Below are 25328 nucleotides of genomic sequence, written 5' to 3'. Positions count from 1 at the left end.
TATAGAAATGCCCGACCCCTAAAGAAATTTTTAATTTTTTATTTTATTAAAAGAAATATAACAATCAAAGCATATAAAAAATCGCTCATGCCTTTTCTGAGTTGGCGCAGTGCTATGGTCATTTGTGCTTCGACCGTTTTTATGCTGATGCCCATCCGCTCAGCGATCTGCCTGTTGGTAAGGAATTCTTTCCTGCTTAGCGTAAATACCTCCTTGCACCGTTCCGGCAGTAAGGCAATGCCATTATTGAGCATGTCGTTGATATCACGTTCGTTTAAGCGGTCCTTTAATTCTTCAATGCCGGCCAATTGCTCCAGTTCGCCGGGACAAATAAAAACCGTTCGGTTACCAGCTGACCGGATAAAGGATAAAACCTTGTAACGAACTGCCATGAACAGATAGGATTTGAGTGAATAGATTTCAACTTCGGATCTTTTGAGCCATAATTGCAGCAAAACATCCTGAACGATATCCTCACAAGGCTCCGTTTCTTTGATGATACTAAAAGCGGAAAGATATAACCGATTCCAATATTTGTCATAAATACATTTAAGGCCGAGTTCATTATTTGATTTCAGCATCAAAAGCAGCTCATGATCCTCATATAACCCGGGCTCAAACATGAATTTAAATCAATCAGGGATTAATGCCCAATAATGTTAAATACATTAACGATATTTTGGGGGAATAAAAATTTGATCTTAAAAATTGGTATTCAAAAATATACTCATTGGAAAGGCAGATCAAAAAAATAAGCTGTAAACTAAACGCAAACGTTTGCTTTCGGAATGGCCTCTAATATTAATTTTATGGGTTCATAGTTAACACTGGTTTCAAATGACTTACTTTTTTTTCCTCATATTCATTCTATACATGGATTGACAAACAAAACTCAATCTAAAAAAACGCTATTGTTAAAAGCTCAACGCAAACGTTTGCTTTGAGCTTTTAACAACGAAAATGCACTGGTAATAGCTAAAATTTGCTCATAGCGCAGCCCAAGCCGGCTATTCAAATTGTTTTTCAGGAGTTCAATCCATTTCAAATCATCGCCATTACCTTTTTGGCCTTCGAAAATATTAGGCGTCGCCGGCCATGGCGGAGACGGGGTAGTTTTGCAAAAAAAAAGCTGCTTTCCTGCATTGCCAGTGACCTGCAATTTATGGAAGGCCATTTTTACAGGCTGAGGATGGTGAATACGCTGGACCAATTAATCGCTGCTGGCTTAGACATCTGGGGAAAACGATATGGAAATAATTTTTTCGAAAGGCTAAAGAATTACAGGGGAGAATTGGCCGATAAATATGACGGCCTCTGGCAGCATTATTACCATTTTATGCGCGAAAACTCCTTTGAGCCGGGTTATTTTACAGAAAAGATAGTAGATCCGATTGTTACCGAGACCTTGTGTTTTTATGATGGATGCCCGGATCTTGAAAAATTCATTGATGAGCGGTCTTTTGTCAGGGTTAATGTGAAAGAACCATTAGATGCTGCCGATCTGATCATAAATGCGATACAAAACAATGAGTATTCCAGGAGGATTAAATATATACAGCGACAAAAGAAGCGGCTTTTAACCGATCTGAATCCGCTAAATATCATCTGGATGAGCGTTAATGAAAAGGATGTCCTAAAAGAATGCTTATTATGATTGTTGATATTCTATGTAACTTATCTGTAGCTGACAGGCTATATGAGGCTACTAACGGTAAATTCCAGCTGGCTTTGAGAACGGATAGTTTCAACTCAATGTTTGGATTCGGCATCATGCTGCGCTCCCAAACATTGGACAGTTTATCTTATAAAGACAAGCCCAGAAACTCAAATCTCATCGATTTTCCGTTTTCGGGGTTTCTCAGCGGTGGAGAAAAATCAACCATTAGCGGCTTTCTGCCGTTTGTTAGTTTTCGCTTACGGATATGTACTTTACCATCTTCTTTTTTGTGGTGTTTTAAGATACATTCTCTAATTGTTGCCATATGACGATTTTTTGTAAAACACTTTCGTCAAGTTGAGCAGTTTTTCATGTTTAATTGAGTAAGCCTACTAACCCGGATAAATCAAATTTTCCATGTAAAAACTGCCCTATGGGCATAAAAAAAGCCCATTTACGTATGTAAATGAGCCTTATAAAAGCGGGTAAGCAATGGGGCTCGAACCCACGACCCCCAGAACCACAATCTGGTGCTCTAACCAACTGAGCTATGCCTACCGTTTCGTTTTCGAGAGTGCAAAAATAGAAATCTCCCGGTTAATTGCAAACTCTTTTTTAAAATTACATTAAGCTTACCCGTTTAATTTAGAATGATTATGGTTAATAAGTATTTTTGTAACTATGGCTGAGCAATTAATAGAACTGAATGTGACTGGTATGCATTGTAATAATTGCGCCATGTCTGTCCATAAATTCCTCGAAAAAAAGGGCTTACATAATATCCTGGTCGATTTTGCCGGCGAAGAGGTAAAATTTTCGACAAACGACGAAGCCAAATTACCCGAAATAAAAAAAGGCATAGAAAATTTAGGATTTAAAGTTGTTGAGGACATCAGCACCCATTCGGTACCGTTTTATGAACGGATAGAAAATAAATTTATCTTCTGCGCCATCTTTACAGCCCCGCTTTTAATGCACATGATATTGCCCTGGCATTTTCTACATCAGCCTATAATCCAGTTGCTGTTATGCCTTCCGGTTTTTGTTGTTGGTTGCGTCCACTTTGGAAAAAGTGCTATCAGTTCACTTAAGGGAGGGATCCCTAATATGGATGTGCTCATTTTTGTGGGCTCATCATCGGCATTTATATATAGCTTTATCGGCACATTACAAAATCTGGGGTCACAATACCAGTTTTATGAAACCTGTGCTACAATAATTACCCTTGTACTGCTGGGCAATGTTTTTGAAAAACGCTCGGTAAGTCAAACTACCTCCGCCGTAAAAGACCTTATCAAATTTCAGGAGGTAAATGCTAACCGGATAATAAATGGAAGCATTGAGGTAATTAATGCCAAAGAAGTTCGTCCGGGAGATACATTGCTGGTTAACCAGGGTGATAAAGTGCCAGTTGACGGCGAGATCCTTTCAGGTCAGGGCTCGGTTGATGAGGCCATGCTTACCGGCGAAAGTATCCCTGTTGAAAAACAGAAATATGACAAGGTTATCGGCGGAACCATACTGATTAGCGGCAATTTCCATATGCTGGCCACCCGTGTTGGTTCAAATACCATCCTCGCTCAAATCATCGACCTGATGAAGAAAGCGCAGGCAGCAAAGCCACCAGTACAAAAACTGGGTGACAGGGTTGCAGCTATATTTGTACCTGCCGTTATACTAATAGCGCTGATTACCTTTATGCTTACCTATTTTATGGGCAGCGCCGGCTTTCAGCATGCTATGATGAATGCAATTGCTGTGCTGGTGATCTCCTGCCCCTGCGCAATGGGCCTGGCCACGCCTACCGCCGTTATGGTTGGTTTAGGCAGGGCCGCAAAAAATGGCATCCTGGTAAAAGGCGGCGATACCATTGAGGCAGTTACTAATACCAAATATGTAGTATTTGATAAAACAGGTACCCTTACCACCGGGAAGTTTATTGTTAATGAAATAAGTATTGAGGACGGCGTCGATATAGAGCATATCAGGGGGATGATCACAGCTATTGAAGAGCGTTCCAATCATCCGATAGCCAAATCGCTTGTAAACGGATTGAAAGGCCTGCCTCAACGAAAGCTTATTTTAAAATCGGTTAAGGAAGAAAAAGGCCTGGGCATGCGGGCCGAAGACGTAGAAGGCAATCATTACTTCTTGGGCACGGCCAAGGCAGGCAATAATGGCTATTTTAACCTGGTGCTTTATAAAAACCAGGTACTGATGGCCCAAATAGCAGTTGACGATCAGATAAAACCCGAAGCTGGAACGCTTATAACCCAGCTTAAACAAATGGGTATTGTTCCTGTGCTGTTAAGTGGCGATAAAAAAGACCGTTGCCTTAGTGTCGCCAAGCAATTAGGCATTACCGAGGTACATGGCGAAAGACTTCCTGAAGAAAAACTGAAGGCGATAGATATCTATAAACAAAAGGGCAAAACCATTATGATTGGCGACGGCATTAATGATGCCCCTGCCCTAACCCACGCCGATGTTGGCGTATCGATGAACGATGCAAGCCAGGTTGCCATTCAGTCGGCCAGTGTGGTACTCCTTAATACCGACCTCCAATCGGTGATCAAGTTTTTACAGATCAGCAGGCATACGCTGCTTACCATAAAACAAAATCTATTCTGGGCTTTCGCTTATAACATTATAGCGATTCCTGTAGCCGCCATGGGATTCCTTAATCCTATGGTTGGTGCATTGACCATGGCATTTTCGGATGTGGTGGTTATTGGAAATTCATTGAGGTTGAAGATAAAGAGGGTTGATAGATAATAGGTCATGGTTCATGGCAGTTTTTTAGCCCTATTAGTTTTAGAGGATAGGCTAAAGTTTGTTACTTTTGAAACTTGATATTAATCCGGTTCCTGACTATGATCTATGAACCATCAACCATGAACTATTCTACATGATCGAGATTTTTACAGACGGGGCTTCAAGCGGGAATCCGGGGCCGGGTGGTTATGGGGTGATATTGCGTTCGGGACAACATTACAAAGAGTTATCCGAAGGGTTTCGCAAAACAACCAATAACCGGATGGAGTTACTTGCCGTTATCAAAGGGCTGGAAGCTTTGAAGGCTCCCAATCAGGATGTAATAATCTTTTCCGATTCTAAATACGTTATTGACGCTATCGAAAAACGTTGGGTTAATGGCTGGGTAGCCAAGGGCTTTGTGGGCAAAAAAAACAAAGATCTGTGGATGCGTTATTTAGAGATCAGTAAGCTTCATAAAATTAAATTCACCTGGGTAAGGGGGCATAACGGTCACCCGGAAAACGAGCGTTGCGATCAGTTAGCCGTAGCAGCAGGCAAACGTCCTCCCCTGCTTATCGACTCTGTTTTTGAGGCTGAGAACGCAAGGGCTGGGATGATGTGATTAAATCGCCTATTCACAATCTGTCATTTCGACGAACCTAACACGGAAAGTGCGTGGGCGGTGAGGAGAAATCTTCTACGCCCTGCTTTAAGCCATTATGGTCGCTTTGCAAAACGCATAAGATTCCTCTTTCGACCCAATGCTCAACCCCCTTCGGCTCAATCGAAATGACATTTTTTATTTCCTAACCAGCCAGCTCAATAATTTGCAAATCCTGGATTTTATCACCATCAATATTAAACCTCAACAAAGTACGTACCTTGTGCCAGCCCTGTTTGCCTGCCGCACCGGGATTCATGTGCAGGCAGTTGATCTTTTTATCAAACATCACTTTTAAAATATGCGAATGGCCTGTGATAAATAACTTGGGGGGATTGCTATAAATTTCGGCTTTGATATTTTGGCTGTATCTGCCGGGATAGCCGCCTATGTGGGTCATCCACACATCCACGTCTTCGCATTTAAAACGCAGGTGCTCGGGATAAACTATTCTTACGTCCTTATCATCAATATTACCATAAACGCCTTTTAGGGGCTTAAAGGCGGCCAGTTTATCTGCCAGTTCAATGGTACCAAAATCGCCTGCGTGCCAGATCTCGTTACAGTTTTCAAAGTGTTTAAAAACGGCGTCGTCGAGGTAGCTGTGGGTATCGGAAATTAGGCCTATGCGGGTCATGGGGTAAAGATAGAATTAAAGAGTCAGGAAATTAAGAATCAAGACGAGGCCTCAAAATATTATCAGAAAATCTTTTAACAACTCACAGTACATTTCCGTGTACACTTTTGGTTCGCTGTAAATAATAAACTTATCAGCAGTTAGCGGTTCATCGCTCTTCCCAAAAGCAAGAATTTCCCTGTGCGCTGCGTCCTCCTTAAAAGAGTGTATGGTGATTATTTTTTTCAGGAAAAGTCCATGCTGCTTGATCAGGTCTTTAACTAATTCCGATGTATCTACGGGTAATATTAACCAACCAGTCCCTTGCTCCGTAAGCTGTGTGGCAACTGTTGATACCAATCTCTCAAAAAAACCATCTGCAGCATGCTTGGCCAAATTTGTTTTAATCCCCGGCGATTGCAGGGAGTTAATATAAAACGGGGGATTTGATACGATGAGATCAAATCTCTTTTCAGGATGATCTTCAAAAAATTCCTCAAACCCTTTTGCGTAAAGTGCTAACCTGTTTTTAAATGGCGAATTGCTAAAATTATCCTTAGCCGTTATAGCAGCCTGTTCATCAATTTCAACTGCATCAATAATCGCGTTAGTAAATCGTTGAGCCAGCATCAGGGCTATGACACCTGTTCCGGTGCCTATATCCAGAATGTTTAATGGCTCACCTTCGCCGGCCATAGCGCCGAGCAATACTCCATCGGTATTGATCTTCATGGCACAGCCGGTTTGGTCAACGCTGAATTGTTTAAAACGAAACATCGGGCGAAGTTATCTATTCGTTGGGAATAAACTATATTTCTGCCAAATAACAACATCGGCCCGCTCATTCGCCGCGGGAAGGGCTTTTTCTTTTTCTTGATAAAAAGAAACAAAAATCAAGACAAAAAAATGCTTCCCCCCGCAGGCCATACTCCCAGGCCCGCTTTTTTGTCAGGCCTTTGCCCGCTTTTGTTTTGGGGTTAGTAACAATAATATGTCATTGTGCAGCGTGGCAATCGCTTACTATACAGGGCGGCCATACTTCCGTGCGGTTGCCACGCTGTGCTCGCAATGCCATGGTTTTAAGTCTTGTCTTTTACCTCTTGATTTCTTGCATCTTCCCTTCCCTCCGTCAGCAGGAAAGCTTCGGGCGAAAGCGGGCAGAACAATGGTGGCCTGTGCGGCTGCAGGGGCATAGCAAGTTTTTGCAGAAGCGTTGGGAAAGTGCGAAGCGGGGCAAAATAATTGCAGCCCGTGGTTCTGACCGCTTTGCAGGGTAAAGGCCCAAGCAATGGGCACAGGGGCGGGCGGGCGCAAAGAAGCCTCCCTGCTGACTTGACTTTTTGGTTACTTTTGTGTCAAGACAAAAGTAACAGCCCTTCCCGCGGCAATTGAGCGGGACAATGACGATTAATACCAACTAAGGTTATTGAAAAACGAAACAGACCTGTCCTGTGGGTTGCCGAAATAAATTCGGTATGTCGAAATTTAATTATCTATCGCTCGTACAACTCCAGCGGTAAACCATCCGGATCTGCAAAAAAAGTAAAACGTTTATCCGTGCATTCATCTACACGGATAGGTTCAATTTCCACACCAAAAGAAGCTATATGTGCTACGGCTTCATCCAAATCATCAACCTCAAAAGCTAAATGACGCAGACCTGCAGCTTCGGGCCGGGATGGCCTTGCAGGTGGATCGGGAAAAGAAAAAAGCTCGATCTGATAGAGGTCGCCCACTTCCAGATCAAGCTTGTATGATTGTCGTTGTTCACGGTAAACTTCGCGAACTATTTTTAAGCCGAGTACCTCAGTATAAAACTGTTTGGATTTTGCGTAATCCGAACAGATGATAGCAATATGATGTACCCTGTTTAGTTTTAACATTATTCTCCTAAAATACCGTGAAGGATATTATCGTGAACCATTTTCAGATCAGTAACATGACCAAAAGCTTCTTCGTCGACAGTTAATGCTCCGTTGGTTACCGTACCTAACAAGGTAAACTCAACTTCGCTGGTAGCCATCACCTCAACAAAACGCTCTTCTTCTTCAGGAGCAACACTTACCACTACCCTGCCCTGTGCTTCGCCAAACAAGAAAGCATCTTTACGGATGCTATCGTCAGAAGCAATCTCGAAACCAAGACCGTTAGGCATTGCTGATTCTAACAGTGCGATATACAAACCACCATCAGCAACGTCATGAGCCGATTCAATCACTTTGTGCGCAATCAATTCTTTAACGGTTTGCTGCATATCGTATTCTTTGTCGATATCGAAATACGGTGCAGGCGCTTTGGTGATTTTATGCCATGATGCAAGGTACTGTGACGAAGCGATATCGTTAACTGATTCACCGATCAGATAGATCATATCGCCAGGCTGTTTAAAGTCGGCAGTCATGATGTTATCAACGTTGTCCATCACCCCCAGCATACCAATAGTTGGTGTAGGGAATACCGAGCCACCATCTGCCGACTGGTTATAGAAACTCACGTTACCACCGGTAACAGGAGTTTCAAATTTGCGGCAGGCATCGCCCATGCCTTTAATAGCGCTCACAAACTGCCAGTAAACTTCAGGAATGTAAGGGTTACCAAAGTTTAAGCAGTTGGTAATAGCCACAGGCTCGCCACCGGCGCAGGTAATATTACGTGCAGCTTCGGCAACGGCAATAGCAGTACCTTTGTATGGGTCGGCATAAACATAGCGCGAGTTACAGTCGGTAGTTAATACGATGGCTTTGTCGGTGTCTTTAACGGCAACAACGGCAGCATCGCATGAGCGGTTGGCCGTCATGGTTTGTACACCTACCATGCTATCGTACTGATCGGTTACCCATCGTTTTGAAGCAATATTAGGGTGACCAACCAAATGCTCGGCAACCTCAACAAGGTTTGCAGGCTCAGCAACGTCATCGATATTAAATTTCTGGTTTTCGGCAAAGTAAGCAGGCTCGCGGTATTCGCGCTGGTAAACCGGGGCTCCGCCACCCAAAACCAAGTCATCGGCAGGTACATCGGCAACTTTTTCGCCGTGCATAAAGTATTCTAAACGTTTGGTATCGGTAACTTCACCAATAATAGCGCAGTTCAGGTCCCATTTATCAAAAATAGCTTCAACTTCTTTTTCGCGACCTTTATGAACTACGATCAGCATGCGTTCCTGTGATTCAGAAAGCAGGATCTCGTAAGGTTTCATATTATCCTGGCGGGTTGGCACTTTGTCCAGGTCGATACGCATACCGTGCTCACCTTTTGCGCTCATTTCAGAGTTTGAGCAGATGATACCGGCAGCGCCCATATCCTGCATACCTACAACGGCACCGGTTTTAATTACTTCAAGTGTAGCTTCCAATAACAGTTTTTCCTGGAAAGGGTCGCCTACCTGCACGGCAGGAAGGTCGTTCACCGAATCTTCAGTAATATCTTTAGAAGCAAAGGCGGCACCATGGATACCATCTTTACCTGTAGCCGAACCAACTATATAAACCGGGTTGCCAACACCGTATGATGTAGCCGAAACGGTTTCGCCGGCCTTAACAATACCGGCCGACATAGCATTAACCAACGGGTTAACATTATAGCAATCGTCAAAAAATAATTCACCGCCAACGGTTGGGATCCCGAAAGCATTACCATAGTGGCTAATACCTTTAACCACACCTTTAACGAACCATTTTGTTTTGTCGAGACTTAGGTCACCAAAACGCAGGGAGTTAAGCTGCGCGATAGGCCTTGCGCCCATGGTAAAAATATCGCGGTTGATACCGCCCACACCTGTAGCAGCGCCCTGATATGGTTCAAGAGCCGAAGGGTGATTGTGCGATTCGATTTTGAAGGCGCAGCCAATGCCGTCGCCAAGGTCAACAAGGCCGGCATTTTCTTCACCTGCCTTAGCCAGCATCCGCGGACTATCCTTAGGTAAAGTTTTAAGCCATGTAATTGAATTTTTGTATGAGCAGTGCTCGCTCCACATCACCGAGAAAATAGAGAGCTCGGTAAAGTTGGGCACACGTCCTAATATTTCATTTATACGTACAAATTCTTCGGGTAAAAGGCCCAGATCTTTAGCGGTTTCAACGGTAGTTAATTCCTGGTGCTCCAATGTAATATTGTTTTATTTGAAAGGATGCGCAAAAGTATGGAAAAAGGCGGAAAGGGAAAAGGTTAAAGGCGAAAGGTTTGGGCAACGCTCAGATGGGCATCAGGCCCATTGTAACAAAGCGGTTGTCCCAATTTTTTGATTCTCAAAAAAATAAAAAAATCTCCGGTGTCCTTTTTTTAAAAAAGTGAGAGCGTTCCAAATTTTGAATGTAAAAACGCGGAACATCTTTTTCATGAAACACTTTGGTAATCAAACAATTGACCCTTTACTTGAAACATATCTATATAACTAATAATCAACACTTAAAACTTATCAGAGTAATAAACCGGCATTAAAACGCAGAATTACTACTGTCATTCATTTTCCTTATTTTTTTATGTTTTTTTTAAGATTTTCTTAAATATGCGTTTCAGGCTCAAGTGATACTGGCAAAATAGTGCCACCATTATTAAGGCTGATACTATTAAATTATAGTACTGGCTCTTTCAGGTATTAGTCATTTCTGGATTATACCTTGCATGTGGGCCACAAGGCACAGCCTTGCGGCAGCGTTTTGGTTTTTTTCGCTACCGCTGGCTGTTCCTTATGGTCATTGTGCTATGTCTTGAACCTGCTTGTGGTAGCGGGGGCACAAGACTGCAACTATATCTAAGCCATTGCGTCATCATATTCCTGAAATGCACTTTGATGTTCCGTTTTGCGGGAGAGGACGGAGAGCACCGTGCGTTCCTTATACATAAGGTTATAGACTTCAAACGTTTGATATTGGTGCAATTCGCCGCGAAGCGATTCGGGATTGCAACGGGCAAACTGTGAGGCGACGGTTGCTTTGTACGCTTCCAACAGGGTCTCTAAATCTCCAAGCGAGGAAATGCCGTGTGATTCGGGCGAGGCAACAAGTATGGTGCACCGTTCCTGCAACGCCTTTCCCAAGGCGTTCATCGGTTGATTGTTGATGTGGCGCAATATCCTCATAACAATTTTATTTTTAGATAAACTCCTTTTCGCTGGCGCACGCGTATCGCGTGTATTCCGCTTGTAGAGTATAGGATAAATAATGACGGTCGGTTATCGTTAATATTAATAATCACAGACTTAGTATACAAAGGTACGCCTAATTTATAATAATAGACTTAGTTTATGAGACACACGCGACACGCGTGCGCCAGCGAAGGGGTAGCAAGCGGATAAATCAAATATATTGTTCGGGATCAATTTGGAAGTCGTCTATAGTCATATCATATTTTGATATTAACGCGATGAATCTTTCGTCATTAAAGAAACGCTCATACACTTCTCTTGCATAATACATATTAGATGTCTTTAATCCTTTGGATAACGCTATCGCTAAATTCAAATAGAATTCTTCTATTTTATCCATATCGGCATAAATTTCCGCTAGTGTCGCAAAAAAAATTGGCTGATTCGAATTCAGTTCAATTGCTTTTGTTATGTCACTTAACGCTTGTTGAAAGTGTTTGCTACTTCGGTATTGATCTGCTCTTCCATTTAACGCCATGTCGAAAGATGGATGTAAAGCTAAAGCTTTGTCAAACGCCTCTATCGCCTTATCTGGTTTCCGTAATCGTGCATAGATTAACCCTATGTTAAGAAACACAATAGGCCCATAACGTTCAGCTGAGCGCAAGTATTTAAGTGCTTCATCATATTGTTTTAAATTCATGTAAAGCAACCCCAGGTTAAATCTGATATGAGGAGATACGGGGTTCAGCTTCAAGGCCTTTAAGTGATCATCAATACCCATCGATGCATTCCCTTGTTGTGCGTACAAAACACCACGAGCAATATAATATGCATATTTACTACTGTCTAACTCAATTGCCTTATTTATATGTTGCATTTTCATTTTCATGCCACTTTCAATATTGCTCTTGTGAAATTCCACTTCCGCTCGTTTGGAAGTAAGGAAGCGATCATCCAAGTGAAGTTGATCTCCGGTTATAGTCTCAAACAGTTTTAGATAATCGTTGGAAATCGATCCTGGCTGATAATCATAATGAGGGGATGACAAATAACTCTCTTCCTCTTCTATTCTTTTGTCAGAATGGATAACTGACACGTCAAATTCAGGAAGGTTAAAATCAGTTTTGAAATCATGTTTAAGTTTTTCGACGATAAGGAACTCTTTTTCTTTTTCATTTGGACCAAAAGGAACTCGACTTAAAACAAAATTGATTTTGGGTGTCGTACCAAAAAGTGCGTTGTTTGGATTTGTTAAACTTTTGATAATTTTTTTACTCCCAAAAAGATTTTCCTTATTGTTGATACATAGTATAACTACTTGTTCTGCAAGCAAACGTAGCGTAATCCCTGAAATATCTGTTATTCCAGTTCTGGAATCTATCAATAAAAAATCAGGCTTGAATACTTTTTCTATCTTGGCTTTAAAATCAAGGAAAAAACTAACTCCAGATGCGTTTTCAGCATAGAACAAATCAGACCAATTAATCATGGATAGTTTTTTCCAATACTCCGGAGAATCGATGTTTCCTGCAGGTATCATAGTAATTGGCTGGAAAACACTAGCCGCCGGTTCTAGTATTACAGCGTATGATTCCAAATCCTGATCAATGATTTTTTCTGACGAAAATAGGTGGATATAATCAACTATACCACGATTTATTGGATTAGCTAATTCATAATTCTTGAACTTGAAATGAAGACCTGGAGCGTCGAGATCAAAATCAACGATGCATACACGCTGTCCTATTTCTGAAAGGCGAACGGCGATATTGGTCAATGCTAATGAACGTCCAACTCCGCCTTTGTAAGAATAAAATGTTATTGTTTTCATTCGATGCAAAGTAAAGCGCCCCGTTCTCTTATTTGATCTTCTGTAGTCGCAACGTTCTCTGGGGTAATATGATCTGGTAAATTAAACTCGGGCTCTACGCTTATAAAGATGATTTTCTCAAAATAGCACCTAATTTGCAATGCTAAAGCAACCTCTCTTAGTCGAGCTAGATTTGCAGATTCATAATCCGTTGCTTCATAACGCTGTATTTGCTGTTCTTGGATTCCAACTCGATCTGCCAATTCGCGATGAGTGATTTTCTGCGCAATTCTAGCCCCTATCAATAATTTATGTATATCATCTAAGCATTTTGCAGATATAATATGTAAATTACCTTTCGTCAATTCATCAAACTCGTGAAGTTCAGCCTTCATATCGTCGATTAATGCATCAAAAGAATTTAAACCTAGGATTAATTCCGCAGACGTCTTATTTTTTGCTTCAGCCATAAAGGCGACTCTATCCTTTTCAAGCACTTTTAGTTTTTCCTTAGTAAGTGCTGCTTGTTTTTGATTCTTTATCATTAGAATAGATTTATTTTTAAAATACCTTTTTGCTCTCCCGTTTGTTTATCTATTTGGAAGAAATCGATAAATAATTTTTTAGAACCTTGCTCCATGATAGCCGCCGGGAAAATATCGGCTAAATATCGCGCCTTGGCTAGCTGCCTATTGAACAGAATTGGAAGATTAGCTAGCTCGTATTCGTAGCCAGTGCCAGTACCTTCATCCCAACACACATCGATATCACCAGGCATTAATTTGGCGGTAACAAAACTGCCGTCAACGTAAATAGCTTTTGCGTTAATGCTTTTTAAATCTTGCACTAACCTCACTAAACCATTATATAGATTACGTCTATGTAAATTATAAACGAACTTGGCCTCCAGTTCTTTAATCTCGCAAATATGAATTCCTGGTGGCAATATGCCATTTTCGGCTAGTTCGGGAATCATTAATTAAACTTGGTTTTTATTCAAAGATACTATATTACACGAATAACACAACAAAATTGTTTGGACAACACGCACTAAAGCTAGCCTTTTTAATGTAGCGCGCGGTGTTACCGTGCGTTACCTACCTCTCTTTGCTATCACTACATGCAACCATTGCCATTCCCCCAACAATTCCCTAATTTTATTCAACCAATTACTAAATCGAACATAACCACAATAGCCGCCAAGCACAGGCGCACGGCGGATTCGTTGGCAAAAGTGTTTAAGGGTTAAACCCATGTCAATATTTATAAAAATATTATCTACAGCATTGCTTATCCTAAGCACAGGGAATGTATTTGCTCAAACCGGCAGCCAATCTTCATCAAACATAAATTCAAAGCAAGTCGTCATCTACCGGTATAATCCGCACCACAAAAAAGACCATAAAGTTAAAGCCATAGCATTTTTGGCGGCTAAATGTTATTACTTTAAAAAAGTACCACATGCTCAAATAGGCAAACCCTTATCGGCCGAAAATGGTAAATACATAACTGATGCCGATATGACCAAATTCATGAATAATTTAACCGCAAAAAATTTCGAAAACATCAATAAGCGGGAGTGCAATTGCGGCGGCATTAATGAGGAAACCTACGTTGTAGAGATAAGCCCCGACGGCCAATCCGCCGGCAAAAAGATTTTTTATGTTCCGGTAGTTACCAACTGTCCGGCCAATTCGCCATGCGCGGTCATTGGCACCATTACAGGGTTCTTTTCAAAACTGAAACAAAAATAACACGAAGCTCCATCGCCCTGTGGATCGCGTTGGATAAAGAACATGCAATACTGCATAAGTTACAAAGCGAGGCTTATGGCAGCCAAATAAAGAACTCACGAATTGATTAAACAAAAAGCCGTCCCCGGCTTCCCATTAAACTAATTAGCTTTTTAAGATTTTGTTGCTCGATAGCTATTGTACAGACGCCTTTAGATGAATAATGCCCGGTATAAGGGAATAAAATGTTTTCTTTGCTCTTTAAAGATTGCCAAAATGAAACGAACGCTTTTCCTGCTATTTTTTATCTGTAACATTTTAATTGTTCAGGCGCAAAAGGTAGTCGAGCCATCGGCAGAAAAGCATCCCGAATGGTCACGGCCATTTCCACCATTTCAAATTGCCGGTAATCTTTATTATGTGGGTACTGCTGATCTGGCTTGTTACCTCATCACCACTTCAGGAGGAAATATCCTGATCAATACCGGACTTGCATCGTCCGAAACGCAAATTATAGCAAACATCAAGGCCCTGGGCTTCAGAATTACGGACACAAAAATTCTTTTAACAACCCAGGCCCACTTTGATCATATGGGCGCCATGGCGGCGATAAAGAAGGTAACAAAAGCCAAAATGATGGCAGACGAAGGCGACGCAGCGGTGGTAGCCGACGGGGGCCTTTCTGATTATGACCTTAAAGGAGATGTGCGCACGTTTACACCTGTAAAGGTAGACCGCATTTTACACAATGGCGATAGTATCACGTTGGGGAATATGAAACTGACCTTACTTCACCATCCCGGCCACACAAAAGGTTCGTGCAGTTATTTGTTTGATGTAAAGGATAATAAACGAAGCTACAGGGCTTTAATTGCCAATATGCCTACTATAGTTACCGATAAAAAGTTTTCGGCTATTCCCTCTTATCCCGGCATTGCTAACGACTATGCTTATACCTTGAAGGCAATGAAGGGTTTAAAATTTGATATCTGGTTAGCATCCCATGGTTCGCAATTTGATCTTCTCGGCAAACATAAACCCGGCAGCCCTTATAATCCGGCAGCTTTTGCAGACGAGAAGAGTTATTACGATGAAATAGCTGAACTGCAAGCCGAATATGATAAAAAAATAGCGGCAAAATAATTTTCTGGTCGAAGTTTGGCGATAGCGTAACTTCGACCTAAAATAAGTTAAGCTTTCAGCTTAACTTATTCTGTTCAAAAAAATGTCAACTCCCCCTCCCGCAAGCAGGATGCTTGCAGGGTTTTAGGTCCAAGTTATGCTGTCGCTAAACTTGAACCAGTATTAGTAAAAGCTCTTCTCTACCGTCTCAGCACCTTCTCTGCCAGCTTAGTGCCCTCAACCCTTGCGCGGATCTTCGCGAAAGCAATTTCCCTCGCGGTTGAAGTATCATCGCCAAATGGCGAAAAGCCGCAATCATCGGTAGTGCCGAGCTGCTGAACGGAGATGATCTGTGCCGCTTCGAGGATCAGGTTGCTTACCTCTTCGGCAGTTTCTACTTTGGGATTGATAACATCAGTAACACCCAAAAATACGCGCTGACCTGCGCCAAGGTTTTCCTTTATCGCATTTAACACCGTTTCCTTGTCCTTTTCGGCAGCATATTCCAGGTAAAAATTACCGGCGTGGAGTTTAAACAACAGCGGGAGCAGCTCGGTATAAGGTATATCGGCGCTGTGGGTGGAATCATGATCGCCACCGGGGCATGTGTGTACGCCTATCTTCTTTTGTTCTTCGGCTGTAAAGCGGTCGAGCACCTGGTTGTTGAGATCAATAAAAGCCGACAACAGTTGCTTGCTCGGGTCTAACTTAATAGCAAGGCGGGCTTCAGTAAAATCAATTTGTACATTGTATGCGCCGCTTTCAAGGCATGAGCGGATATCGTATGCCGCATCATTCACCAAATCATTCAGGAACTGATCGCGCGAATAGCCGTCGATGCCCTCCTGCGGATAAAGCAGGCTCATGGCCGAGCAGGAAATAACAGCCTGCTTCACCGGCAAATTGGAGTACTTTTTGGCCCGGTTCAGGTACGAATTTGCAAAAGTGGTATAATGAAACGGACCTGCGGTTAGCTTTGGCAACTGACGGGTATGGCCGTCGGCAAAGGGAATCACTACACCATCGGCGGCGAAGTTTTTAAAGCCCTGCATAGGGTAAGTAACAAAGCTTGGTTTTGATTGCTCACCATCGCTTATTACGGGCGAACCGGTAGCTTCCAGTTCCATAATGGTTTCGCGGGTAGCCCGATCAAACAGGCTATTTAATTCATCGGCTTTAATTTGTCCGCCGGCAAAAGCGGTCATGGCTTGTTGTAAATAAACCGGGCGCGGAATGCTCCCGATGGGTTCGGTAAGTATTTTCATATATAGGTAAGATTGATTCATAAAGTTAACAAACGAAACCTACGGTAAAGCATTAAGGATAAATAAATTATGATAACTTAATACATCTTACATCAATATCAGTTCCAATCATCCTTCCTAATCCGCATCTTATCAATTTACAAGATGCAATCATCAATTTCTAAAACTAACAGCTTCAATATTCACTATTTTGTTGTCATTAAATCAATAACTGAAATGAAAACATCACACTGCCTTATCTTATTCCTTTTAATATTTTGCGGTTGCTGTTCACGTCAAAGTGATAACCTTGCCAGCGATAAAATCGCGCTTGAGAAAACCAAAGCCGCTTTTGCTGATGCTTTTACGCGCAGCGATGTGAAAGCATTAGTAGCCTTGCACCATCCCGATATTGTTAAATATTTTGGTGACAGCAATGTGGTTACCGGCAGGGCCGAATTGGCTAAAGGATTAACTGCCATGTTCCGTACCGCCAGAATGGAATTAATTCAGAACCAGGTTGAAAGCACCACCTTCAACGGCAACACCATCATCGAAACCTGCATCTTCGCCTTCAGAAGTACCCCAATAAATGGTGGCAAACCCTCAATTGGCCGCGGAAGGGCAATGACTGTTTTTGTTAGATATAAGGATAGCCCTTATGGTTGGGTATCTATAAGAGAGATGGCACAGGCTGCTCCGGAGGTTACAAAGTAAATCTCAATTTAGTGAGATTTTCTTCGTCTGCGCATTTCACTTAAAGACATCGTTTTGTCTTCTGCAATGTCCCAATACCTAATGACAAAAGTTTTAGCATCAACTTCATACCATTCATAAGTTCGTAATTGAAACCCAAGATTCTCACTTATTGATACGCGGTAATAATTATGCTCTTTAGTAGGCGTATCTTGAATTAGCGCCTTTAATAACCCTGGAATTTTATGTGTTTTTCGATATTGATTTGCCTGCTGCACCTCGGGCAACGCATTGATAAGCTTCAGTACCTTTCGTTCTGTAGCATTTGTCGCTGCTCCATATTCCTGCCCGTAAGCGGAATCAAAAAATAACACCATAACTACCACTAAGATTAAAATCTTCATAAACATTCAGCTTAATTAAAGATAGCTGATTTTCGTTATCTGTACTGCAAATGTGATGATTCCAACAATTTTGAACAATTTACATTCACGTAAAAACCGCACATTCAAAACGTGATTTAACGCATTGTTTTTCAATAATTTATATCGAATTTTATTTCATATCAGCGGCCGACCGCCATACAGACTTATATACCGGCAAGCGGTTTGCATCATGCATACGCAATTGTCCAAATACCACACTTATTACAGTTTTTTAAGGCGAAACAAATGAAACCACGTGATCATAGTTTTTGGCCGTTTACACCAAAGGTGAGTATCATTACGGCCGTTGCAGTTTTGTTAATACTGTTGTTTATCACCAGTATGCTGCGTGCTTACACAGGTTGGCCGCCCGACTCATCTAACAACACTGTTTTAATCGGCATTTTTGTTCTTAGCCTGCTGCCCATCGTACTTGCAATTCTTAACGTGGTTATTGAACGGGGCGGCAGCATAGGCTATGGCGATCTCAAGATCGATTTTTCAAAAATTCAGCAGCTATCAAATTCGGGCTTTACCGTACCTGCCAATATCGGGGTACGCGGTCAGTATGTTGCCGATAGCGGCACTTCTAATATTCTGGAAACTTTGCGCGCAGCCACCTCTTCGGGCGTTGCCGTGATTGATCTTGAAGATGGCCATGCCTGGTGGGAAACCCGGCTGTTAGTTTTATTGGCTGGTGCCGATCGCCTTAAAAAACCTGATAAAATTGTTTTTACAGCAACTGATGAAGTCAGACAGCAAATTTATTTAGGCTGGGCCCGGCCCGGCGACCTGTTGGAACAGTTATTAAAAGAAGACCCGCGATATTTAAAAAGTTTTTATGCTTCCCGTGCTGCAGCGGCACAATGGGCCTTGTTAGGTCCGTTAGAGCCCTTGCCGCCTACCAGTTATTATGCAATTCCGCCGGCTCCCCCCTGGATGCAAGGTGCCCTTGCCTTAAACCACAGCTGGATGGCATTTTCAACCACCACAGGCCTGCCCAATGAACTCCTGTCCGAACAACTTTTACAGCATGAACTTGGCGAAACTATTGAAAATAAAGGCGATGCCAAACACATCAGCATTATTCACCTCGATGAAGTATTTAAACCAGTGCTTATAAAAAAACAGATCGATAAAAACTGGAGTAACGAAGAGCAAACAAACGCCCTGTTTACTAATGAAGAACCTTTTATTGTGATAACAGAAAGCGGAAAATATTCGGCAATAGTTTCAACCCAGGCTTTGTATAACGGGATATTAAAAGGCATTACGGATAACAAACGATAAGGCATTTAAAACGCAATAAAACCCGGCGGCATATTTCATTGAAGAAACTGTTATTTTAGCACCCCGATGAAAACCGCCATTCTTAAAAGAACAAATAGTGATAATCCCGATTTCAGGCTGCTTATTACAGAACTTGACGCCGATTTACGCCTTCGCAATGGCGAAATGATGGATTTTTACGACCATCATAATGTTATCGAAAAAAACAACACGGTAGTTTTAGCTTATATAGATGATAAGCCAGCCGGTTGCGGATGTTTTAAACCTTTCGATGCACAATCGATAGAAGTTAAAAGAATGTTTGTTCGACCAGATGCAAGGGGAAATGGCATCAGCAAAATGGTTTTAACCGAACTGGAAACCTGGGCCCGGGAGCTGGGGTTTAAATCTGTGGTGCTTGAAAGTGCCGGCAAACAGGTAGAAGCGCATAGCTTATACCTAAAATCGGGTTATGAACGGATACCTAATTACGGACAATATGAGGGCTTACCTTATAGTTTCTGCTTCAAAAAAACGTTGTAATGTTCACAGCCTCAATTTAAAATAATCTGCGGAAGATCGTACCGTTTAGACATATCATCTATAAAAAGCTTTTCAATTAAGGTATTCAGATACTTTGCATCAGCTTCGACCATGGGGAAAGTCATGTTATAAAGCTCAAAAGGCGTATTGTCAATCTGTTTATAGGAACCAAAACTGCACAATACACAACCCGGGCAGTTTTTGTACAAACTATGGCTGATGATAAGCCTGCTTTGCAGCCGTTTGGTTACATACCGTGTTTTAAACAAACCATAATTGTGCTGGTAACTAACCGACCGCGTATTAATGATCAGGTTTTCACATCCGCAAAAATTCCACAATGAATATTTTATCAGTGATATAAAAAGCAACAGGAAACAGATAGTCATCTGCGGAATTTGCCAGATTATACCTAAACCAATAATTGTTAAAATAAATAAATTACCTAAAACCAGCACCACTTTTCCCCAAAGCGGGTTACTTACGTTTACAGAAACATAAACGCATTCGCTATTGCTGTAAATTTCAGATTTAGGCTTATTCATTGCTTTTGTAACCGGTATTGCTAATATACAAAAAAAGCCCCGCGTAAACGGGGCCTAAACACAGTTAGCAACAATTTATAACACACACCTAATTAAAAACATAACACCAATTATTATTTATTCTTCTGTCGCTAACTGAAAGCTTATTGGGATACTGTACCTAACCCTTACGTTCTGCCCATTTTGTACGCCGGGTTTCCAGGCTTTGGCCAGCTTCAATACACGGGTTGCCTCTTCATCAAAACCATAACCAGCCCCACGGTCAACCTTAATATTGGAAAGCGAGCCGTCTTTTTCAATAATAAAGCTCATAAATACCCTGCCCGAAACACCGGCATCTTGCGCGGCACCCGGAAAACGCAGGTTTTTTTGCAAAAATTTAGCCCAGGCGGCCGCTCCCCCAATAGGTTCGGGCATAACTTCAAGCCCATCTATTGTATGAACGCCATCATCTACTTTAGGAGCGGTACCAGTTCCGCCGGGAGTGCCGTCATCTTGCTTTATTACATTACCCGTACCTGTAACTCCTTCCGAATCTTTAGAACCTATAGCAACATTTTTCAGTTCTTCCATTGTTGGCGGCTCTGTCGGAGGATTTGTCGGAACTATATGCGGAGTTGTAAGACCTTTAGTTTCAACAGGAGCAGCGGCTTTTTGCGGCTGTGCTGCGGCAGGTGGATCAGGTTGTTTTGGTTTAGCTTCTACAGGGGGCTTAGGTATTGAAGGATCAAGTTTCACTTCAATCATCCGGCGGTTATCCACCGGTTTTGGCTTTGCCTTAAAAATAATAGCTGCTGCCGATAAAAGTGCTACTGCAGCAAAGGCAATACTCATAGACTTAGTCATGGTGCGCCCATAGTTTTGTCTTAATTCATAAGCGCCATAATTTTTGTTGCGATGGTCAAATACAAGGTCGAGCCACTCGGCATTGTACAAATCAAATTTGGTGATAAGCATAGTTTCAGAATTAAATTTTACTAATAACGAATACACTTATATTATATTTTGCAAAAAGTAGAAAATATTCAAAATAATTTCGCCTAATTTTTCATCAGATTTTCATCTCCAATAAAAAACCATCAAAACAACGATAACCATTAAAAAAATGGCTAAAAATCATTTATTAGTTAATAACAAAACAAAATTCATCACAAAAACACCACTTAATTCATAATTTTACTACACAAAACATCAAAAATTTAAAATATTTTAAAAAAAATCACATTTATTTTAATTTTTTATTACTTTTAGATATGGTTAACAGGCTTTACAAACTTATTGCCTTATTTTTTCTACTCTTTAGCGGATTCCAAGCATCTGCAAAGGGTGGATTATACCATTACTACCATAAAACAACAAAAAAAACCACTGTATCTGCTACAATACCGCATCACAATCCTTTTTTAGAGTTTGTATTAAATAATGTACCGGCTCCGGTTATTAATGTACAGCAACACAGGGGTGCACATTCATTACAGGCGTTTGTGGCAACGCCCGGCAGTTACACAATTAGATTTAAGTACCTTGATTTTACTTGCGGACTGGATACAAGCAAACTATCTCAATTTCGCAAGCTCATCCTTTTCCCGTTTCACGACTTTTGGTAGGCAAAAAACAATAAACCAACCCTCATGCTCTGATTAAGCATGCAGGATTTATTGTTTTTTAAAAAAATTTAGTTTTAATGCTGTCCGGTATTTTTGATTGGATACCGGGCAGTATTATTCAAACTTTCATTTTTTCCTCCCTTTAAACCCGAAACATGAAAAAATTCATACCATTTGGCATACTTTTAATTGTAATTGTATTAGCCCTTATATACCCTTCAGTTACCCTTACAACCGTTAAAGACAGCAAAATTGACACCGGCGACACCGCCTGGTTATTAGTAAGTACCGCCCTTGTATTAATCATGACCCCCGGTTTGGCATTTTTTTACGGCGGCATGGTGAGCAAAAAAAACGTACTATCAACCATGCTGCAAAGCTTTGTTTGCATGGGCGTAATTACAGTTATATGGGTAATATTTGGCTTTAGCCTTGCCTTCGGCGAAGATGAGTTTGGCGGCTTTATCGGCAACCCCGGCACATTCTTTATGATGAAAGGAACATTAGGCAATGCTACCTGGGAACTTGCCCCAACTATCCCATTGATCCTGTTCGCCATGTTCCAGTTAAAATTTGCGGTGATCACCCCGGCCCTTATTACCGGCGCATTTGCCGAAAGGATCCGCTTTAACTCATACGTAATTTTCCTTTGCCTGTTTATGGTATTCATATATGCGCCCTTAGCTCACGCCACCTGGCATCCAAAAGGCTTCCTTTTCGGAAAAGGTGTACTTGACTTTGCCGGTGGTACCGTGGTACATATGAGTGCAGGCTGGGCAGCTTTAGCATCAGCTATATACCTAAAAGGCCGTAACGAAACCTCACACAACCCTGCCCGTATCAGCTATGTATTATTAGGCACAGGCTTATTATGGTTCGGCTGGTTTGGCTTTAACGCCGGCTCGGCATTAGGATCAGGCACATTGGCAGCAACCGCTTTGGCAACTACAACTACAGCATCAGCTGCAGCTGCTATGGCCTGGATGTTTTTTGATATCCTTCGCGGTAAAAAGCCAGGCGTATTAGGGGCTTGTATCGGCGCTGTTGTAGGCCTTGTAGCTATCACTCCGGCAGCGGGCTTTGTAACTATCCCTCACTCATTAATTATCGGTATCGTAGCAGCTGTAGTGAGCAACCTGGTTGTGATCTGGAGAACCAAAACCAGCATTGACGATACGCTTGACGTATTCCCTTGCCATGGCGTGGGCGGTATGGTAGGCATGCTCTTAACCGGCGTTTTTGCGCACCAAAATGTAAACGCCGCCAACACAACCGGCAATGGCTTATTTTACGGCGAAACACATCTTTTCCTAGTTCACTTAATTACATTAATTGGCGTATCAGCCTTTGCTTTCATCGGCTCATTCATTTTATTAAAGATCACCGACATGATCAGCACATTGCGTGTAACACCCGAAGAAGAGCTTGCAGGCCTCGACATCAGCCAGCACGACGAGGAACTGTAACCAGATCCTACCCCTACCTGATTAAACCCAATTAACACATAAAAAATAAGCCGCATCCTTTACAAGGTGCGGCTCTTTTATTAGCTTTTACTCGGCATACATTTACTGCCAACTGCAAACCCGCAGCTGCAAACTCAGAAAAACTACCAATCCTTCGTAGAAATTTTATTTACCTTTTTGGGCTCCTGCTTCTTAACCAGCGATGAAACTTTAAGCATATACAACTTTAATTTATCCCCCACCTGCTTGCTATTGGCCAGCACCTGATCTAAGCAGGCATTAAAATCAGCTCTTGATAATTTTGCCGATGCCTTTTCGAGCGGAACATCACCACCAGGCACAGGCTCTGAAGAACCATAGCGGTTACGCTGGTAAGGCTGATAAACAAAATCGGTAAGCCAAAACCGGTATTTTGAATCTTTTACCTCAATTTTTAGTGTATAACTTAACGATCCGCCATCGCTGTTACTTACCAGTCCTTTTTTTGAAACCATGTAACTGCCCGCAGCCGTCAGCGAATAAGCAGCTTTATCACTTTTTGAAAGCGCAAGTGTTTTTTTAGGATATGCTGTAGTTAAAAAATACAAGCCGCGGTTATACAAGGTATCTGCATTAGCCCCCGGCTGATCAACAAGCTTATAGTAAATATATTTATCCCGCTCATCAAACGATAAAGAATCCTTTTGAGCAAATACCATCCCCGAATAAAGGATAGCAGCCAGGGCAAGCAGCAAATTTTTCATATACAAATATAAAAAGCCGTTCCGGGTTTATCCGGAACGGCTCGTGATAAAAATAGATTAAATTATATTTTTTTAGAACGCGTAAACAGCAGCTACAGCAAACTGACCGGCTGATTTTGAAGGATCGCCGGAGTGATTCAGGAATGAAGTAGATGAGCCGTGATCTAACCTGATTTCAGGAATGAAAGTAAGCGGACCTGATTTGATATTTGCAGTAAAGGTAAACGCTTTAACATTTTGTCCCGGAGGAGGGCCTAAAGTTACTAAATCACCTTTTTTAGTTTTAAAGTACTCGCCCCTTAAACCTAATGTTACTGTTTTTGACACTGCTAACTGCGGATATAAAGCAACACCGCTAAAGCCGCCGCCATCATGCGGAGCCGAATAAGTAGCGCCGTTTAAGCCCAATTTAAAGGCATCAGTAATTTGATAAGCAGTTGTCAAATCAACTTCGGTACCTGAAGTGCTTCCGGTAGCAAGGTTAAGATAAGCAGTCCATCCTTTTACAGGAGATACAAACAACTGCGAACCGAACGTATTAACTTTTTTTGTTGAAGTGTAATTGTTCCAGGTATCGTTAAAGATGCCGGCCATTAAACTTACTTTATCGCTAAATGCATAAGTTAATTTAACACCAGGATTTTGGAACGGACCATTGGTAAACAGGTACGAAGTAGAGTAGTTAAAGTTACCTACCGGACTAATCACTTCATAACCAATAAATGTTGCCATATAACCACCGGTAAGGTTTAATTTATCGGTTAGATCATATGATACATACAAGTTTTGAATGTGAAATGAATCACCATTAGGACCATTTGGAATTGACTGGGCCTGACCACGCGGACCAAACGAAAGCTCACCAACAAAAGCTGCTTTTCCAACTTTTTTCTTTAAACCCAGGTCAATCATACCTATCGACACTGAATTATGATCACTTGCAAAACTGGTAGGGATTTGTGAACCCTTATCAGAAAAATCATACTTATAATAGGTATCTACCGAACCGTAGATCACCAAAGGGGCATCCGAAGTTGTTTTAACAGTATCCTGGGCCTTAACCGTAAAGGCCGCAATTGAAAATAATGAGAAGAGTAAAAATACTTTTTTCATGATAACGATTTAATTGTGAATTGATAAACTATTTGTTAATTGTTGTTTTTTGGGATAATTACGATGTTATTATTTGATTATCAACACCTTGCAATTAAAAGGATCATTTATGTGTCGGCATAAAAAATCCCTGTACGGTTGGCAACGTTCATTTAAAGTTTTAAGTCATCAGTTTTTAGTGCCAAGTCAAAAAAATGAACTTTTGACTTTAAACTCAGTACTACTGACTTAG

The 25328-nt window shown here is 41.6% G+C and carries 26 protein-coding genes and 1 tRNA gene; 9 read left to right on the top strand and 18 right to left on the bottom strand.

Annotation, left to right across the window (positions count from 1 at the left end):
* Positions 1-38: 38 nt before the first annotated feature.
* Entirely contained in the window at positions 39-623 is a 585-nt protein-coding gene (locus ACEN9X_RS20370) for an RNA polymerase sigma-70 factor (RefSeq protein ID WP_413666874.1), read from the bottom strand.
* Between the two features lie 299 nt (positions 624-922).
* On the bottom strand, positions 923-1174 hold the full coding sequence (locus tag ACEN9X_RS20365; protein WP_413666873.1) for a hypothetical protein: 252 nt from the start codon (positions 1172-1174) through the stop codon (positions 923-925).
* Between ACEN9X_RS20365 and ACEN9X_RS20360 the strand changes: the two genes are divergently transcribed.
* On the top strand, positions 1163-1654 hold the full coding sequence (locus tag ACEN9X_RS20360) for a hypothetical protein (protein ID WP_413666872.1): 492 nt from the start codon (positions 1163-1165) through the stop codon (positions 1652-1654). The two genes, ACEN9X_RS20365 and ACEN9X_RS20360, sit on opposite strands and share 12 nt — an antisense overlap.
* 148 nt (positions 1655-1802) lie before the next feature.
* Here ACEN9X_RS20360 and ACEN9X_RS20355 read toward each other — a convergent pair whose 3' ends face one another.
* Both ACEN9X_RS20355 and ACEN9X_RS20350 read right to left on the bottom strand, forming a co-directional pair.
* Positions 1803-1982 (bottom strand): hypothetical protein, encoded by a 180-nt coding sequence (locus ACEN9X_RS20355; protein ID WP_413666871.1) that lies wholly within the window; start codon positions 1980-1982, stop codon positions 1803-1805.
* A gap of 159 nt (positions 1983-2141) precedes the next feature.
* Positions 2142-2215, bottom strand: a tRNA-His gene (locus tag ACEN9X_RS20350).
* 123 nt (positions 2216-2338) lie between these two features.
* Between ACEN9X_RS20350 and ACEN9X_RS20345 the strand changes: the two genes are divergently transcribed.
* The gene (locus ACEN9X_RS20345; protein WP_413666870.1) at positions 2339-4432 is read left to right on the top strand and encodes a heavy metal translocating P-type ATPase; all 2094 of its coding nucleotides are present in this window, start codon (positions 2339-2341) and stop codon (positions 4430-4432) included.
* Positions 4433-4565: 133 nt separating this feature from the next.
* A complete protein-coding gene (gene rnhA, locus ACEN9X_RS20340; protein WP_413666869.1) occupies positions 4566-5036 on the top strand; it encodes a ribonuclease HI in 471 nt (156 codons plus the stop codon).
* A gap of 184 nt (positions 5037-5220) precedes the next feature.
* On the opposite strand, the gene ACEN9X_RS20335 is transcribed toward rnhA, so the two are convergent.
* The 8 genes from ACEN9X_RS20335 to ACEN9X_RS20300 form a co-directional block, all read right to left on the bottom strand.
* Entirely contained in the window at positions 5221-5712 is a 492-nt protein-coding gene (locus ACEN9X_RS20335) for a metallophosphoesterase family protein (protein WP_413666868.1), read from the bottom strand.
* 51 nt (positions 5713-5763) lie between these two features.
* A complete protein-coding gene (locus ACEN9X_RS20330; RefSeq protein ID WP_413666867.1) occupies positions 5764-6468 on the bottom strand; it encodes a tRNA1(Val) (adenine(37)-N6)-methyltransferase in 705 nt (234 codons plus the stop codon).
* A gap of 716 nt (positions 6469-7184) precedes the next feature.
* Entirely contained in the window at positions 7185-7574 is a 390-nt protein-coding gene (locus ACEN9X_RS20325) for a VOC family protein (RefSeq protein WP_413666866.1), read from the bottom strand.
* Positions 7574-9796 (bottom strand): phosphoribosylformylglycinamidine synthase subunit PurL, encoded by a 2223-nt coding sequence (gene purL, locus ACEN9X_RS20320; RefSeq protein ID WP_413666865.1) that lies wholly within the window; start codon positions 9794-9796, stop codon positions 7574-7576. The genes ACEN9X_RS20325 and purL overlap by 1 nt, the downstream gene beginning before the upstream one ends.
* Positions 9797-10444: 648 nt before the next feature.
* Positions 10445-10771 carry a hypothetical protein gene (locus ACEN9X_RS20315; RefSeq protein WP_413666864.1) on the bottom strand — a complete coding sequence of 109 codons (327 nt, stop codon included), beginning with the start codon at positions 10769-10771 and terminating at the stop codon, positions 10445-10447.
* A gap of 217 nt (positions 10772-10988) precedes the next feature.
* The gene (locus ACEN9X_RS20310) at positions 10989-12611 is read right to left on the bottom strand and encodes a KGGVGR-motif variant AAA ATPase (RefSeq protein ID WP_413666863.1); all 1623 of its coding nucleotides are present in this window, start codon (positions 12609-12611) and stop codon (positions 10989-10991) included.
* A complete protein-coding gene (locus ACEN9X_RS20305) occupies positions 12608-13135 on the bottom strand; it encodes a helix-turn-helix domain-containing protein (protein ID WP_413666862.1) in 528 nt (175 codons plus the stop codon). Before ACEN9X_RS20305 ends, ACEN9X_RS20310 begins: the two co-directional genes overlap by 4 nt.
* Positions 13135-13566 (bottom strand): DUF6932 family protein, encoded by a 432-nt coding sequence (locus ACEN9X_RS20300; protein ID WP_413666861.1) that lies wholly within the window; start codon positions 13564-13566, stop codon positions 13135-13137. The genes ACEN9X_RS20305 and ACEN9X_RS20300 overlap by 1 nt, the downstream gene beginning before the upstream one ends.
* A gap of 277 nt (positions 13567-13843) precedes the next feature.
* Here ACEN9X_RS20300 and ACEN9X_RS20295 point away from each other — a divergent pair, with 277 nt between their 5' ends.
* Both ACEN9X_RS20295 and bla read left to right on the top strand, forming a co-directional pair.
* On the top strand, positions 13844-14344 hold the full coding sequence (locus ACEN9X_RS20295; protein WP_413666860.1) for a hypothetical protein: 501 nt from the start codon (positions 13844-13846) through the stop codon (positions 14342-14344).
* 255 nt (positions 14345-14599) lie between these two features.
* The gene (gene bla, locus ACEN9X_RS20290; RefSeq protein ID WP_413666859.1) at positions 14600-15466 is read left to right on the top strand and encodes a subclass B3 metallo-beta-lactamase; all 867 of its coding nucleotides are present in this window, start codon (positions 14600-14602) and stop codon (positions 15464-15466) included.
* A gap of 179 nt (positions 15467-15645) precedes the next feature.
* Here the strand turns inward: bla and ACEN9X_RS20285 are convergent, their stop codons facing one another.
* A complete protein-coding gene (locus tag ACEN9X_RS20285; RefSeq protein WP_413666858.1) occupies positions 15646-16710 on the bottom strand; it encodes a cobalamin-independent methionine synthase II family protein in 1065 nt (354 codons plus the stop codon).
* 216 nt (positions 16711-16926) lie between these two features.
* On the opposite strand from ACEN9X_RS20285, the gene ACEN9X_RS20280 reads away from it, so the two are divergent.
* A complete protein-coding gene (locus ACEN9X_RS20280; RefSeq protein WP_413666857.1) occupies positions 16927-17406 on the top strand; it encodes a YybH family protein in 480 nt (159 codons plus the stop codon).
* A gap of 8 nt (positions 17407-17414) precedes the next feature.
* Here ACEN9X_RS20280 and ACEN9X_RS20275 read toward each other — a convergent pair whose 3' ends face one another.
* Positions 17415-17789 carry a hypothetical protein gene (locus ACEN9X_RS20275; protein WP_413666856.1) on the bottom strand — a complete coding sequence of 125 codons (375 nt, stop codon included), beginning with the start codon at positions 17787-17789 and terminating at the stop codon, positions 17415-17417.
* Positions 17790-18056: 267 nt separating this feature from the next.
* Here ACEN9X_RS20275 and ACEN9X_RS20270 point away from each other — a divergent pair, with 267 nt between their 5' ends.
* Positions 18057-19100, top strand: coding sequence for a hypothetical protein (locus ACEN9X_RS20270; RefSeq protein WP_413666855.1), 1044 nt, complete (start codon positions 18057-18059; stop codon positions 19098-19100).
* Positions 19101-19166: 66 nt separating this feature from the next.
* Positions 19167-19622, top strand: a complete 456-nt coding sequence (locus ACEN9X_RS20265; RefSeq protein ID WP_413666854.1) for a GNAT family N-acetyltransferase — start codon at positions 19167-19169, stop codon at positions 19620-19622.
* A gap of 11 nt (positions 19623-19633) precedes the next feature.
* Here the strand turns inward: ACEN9X_RS20265 and ACEN9X_RS20260 are convergent, their stop codons facing one another.
* Together ACEN9X_RS20260 and ACEN9X_RS20255 are read right to left on the bottom strand one after the other, a co-directional pair.
* Positions 19634-20167 carry a hypothetical protein gene (locus ACEN9X_RS20260; RefSeq protein ID WP_413666853.1) on the bottom strand — a complete coding sequence of 178 codons (534 nt, stop codon included), beginning with the start codon at positions 20165-20167 and terminating at the stop codon, positions 19634-19636.
* A gap of 117 nt (positions 20168-20284) precedes the next feature.
* Positions 20285-21124, bottom strand: a complete 840-nt coding sequence (locus ACEN9X_RS20255) for an energy transducer TonB (protein ID WP_413666852.1) — start codon at positions 21122-21124, stop codon at positions 20285-20287.
* A gap of 805 nt (positions 21125-21929) precedes the next feature.
* On the opposite strand from ACEN9X_RS20255, the gene ACEN9X_RS20250 reads away from it, so the two are divergent.
* A complete protein-coding gene (locus ACEN9X_RS20250) occupies positions 21930-23240 on the top strand; it encodes an ammonium transporter (RefSeq protein ID WP_413666851.1) in 1311 nt (436 codons plus the stop codon).
* A 143-nt stretch (positions 23241-23383) separates the two neighbouring features.
* On the opposite strand, the gene ACEN9X_RS20245 is transcribed toward ACEN9X_RS20250, so the two are convergent.
* Complete coding sequence (locus ACEN9X_RS20245) at positions 23384-23983, bottom strand: DUF4468 domain-containing protein (RefSeq protein ID WP_413666850.1); 600 nt, start codon at positions 23981-23983, stop codon at positions 23384-23386.
* 72 nt (positions 23984-24055) lie between these two features.
* Positions 24056-25096: a porin gene (locus ACEN9X_RS20240; protein WP_413666849.1), complete on the bottom strand. Its 1041-nt coding sequence runs from the start codon at positions 25094-25096 to the stop codon at positions 24056-24058.
* Positions 25097-25328: the final 232 nt, after the last annotated feature.

Origin of the sequence: Mucilaginibacter sp. Mucisp86 (assembly GCF_047324315.1) — a bacterium.
GTDB lineage: Bacteria > Bacteroidota > Bacteroidia > Sphingobacteriales > Sphingobacteriaceae > Mucilaginibacter.
This window is presented reverse-complemented; position numbering and strand designations above follow the sequence as displayed.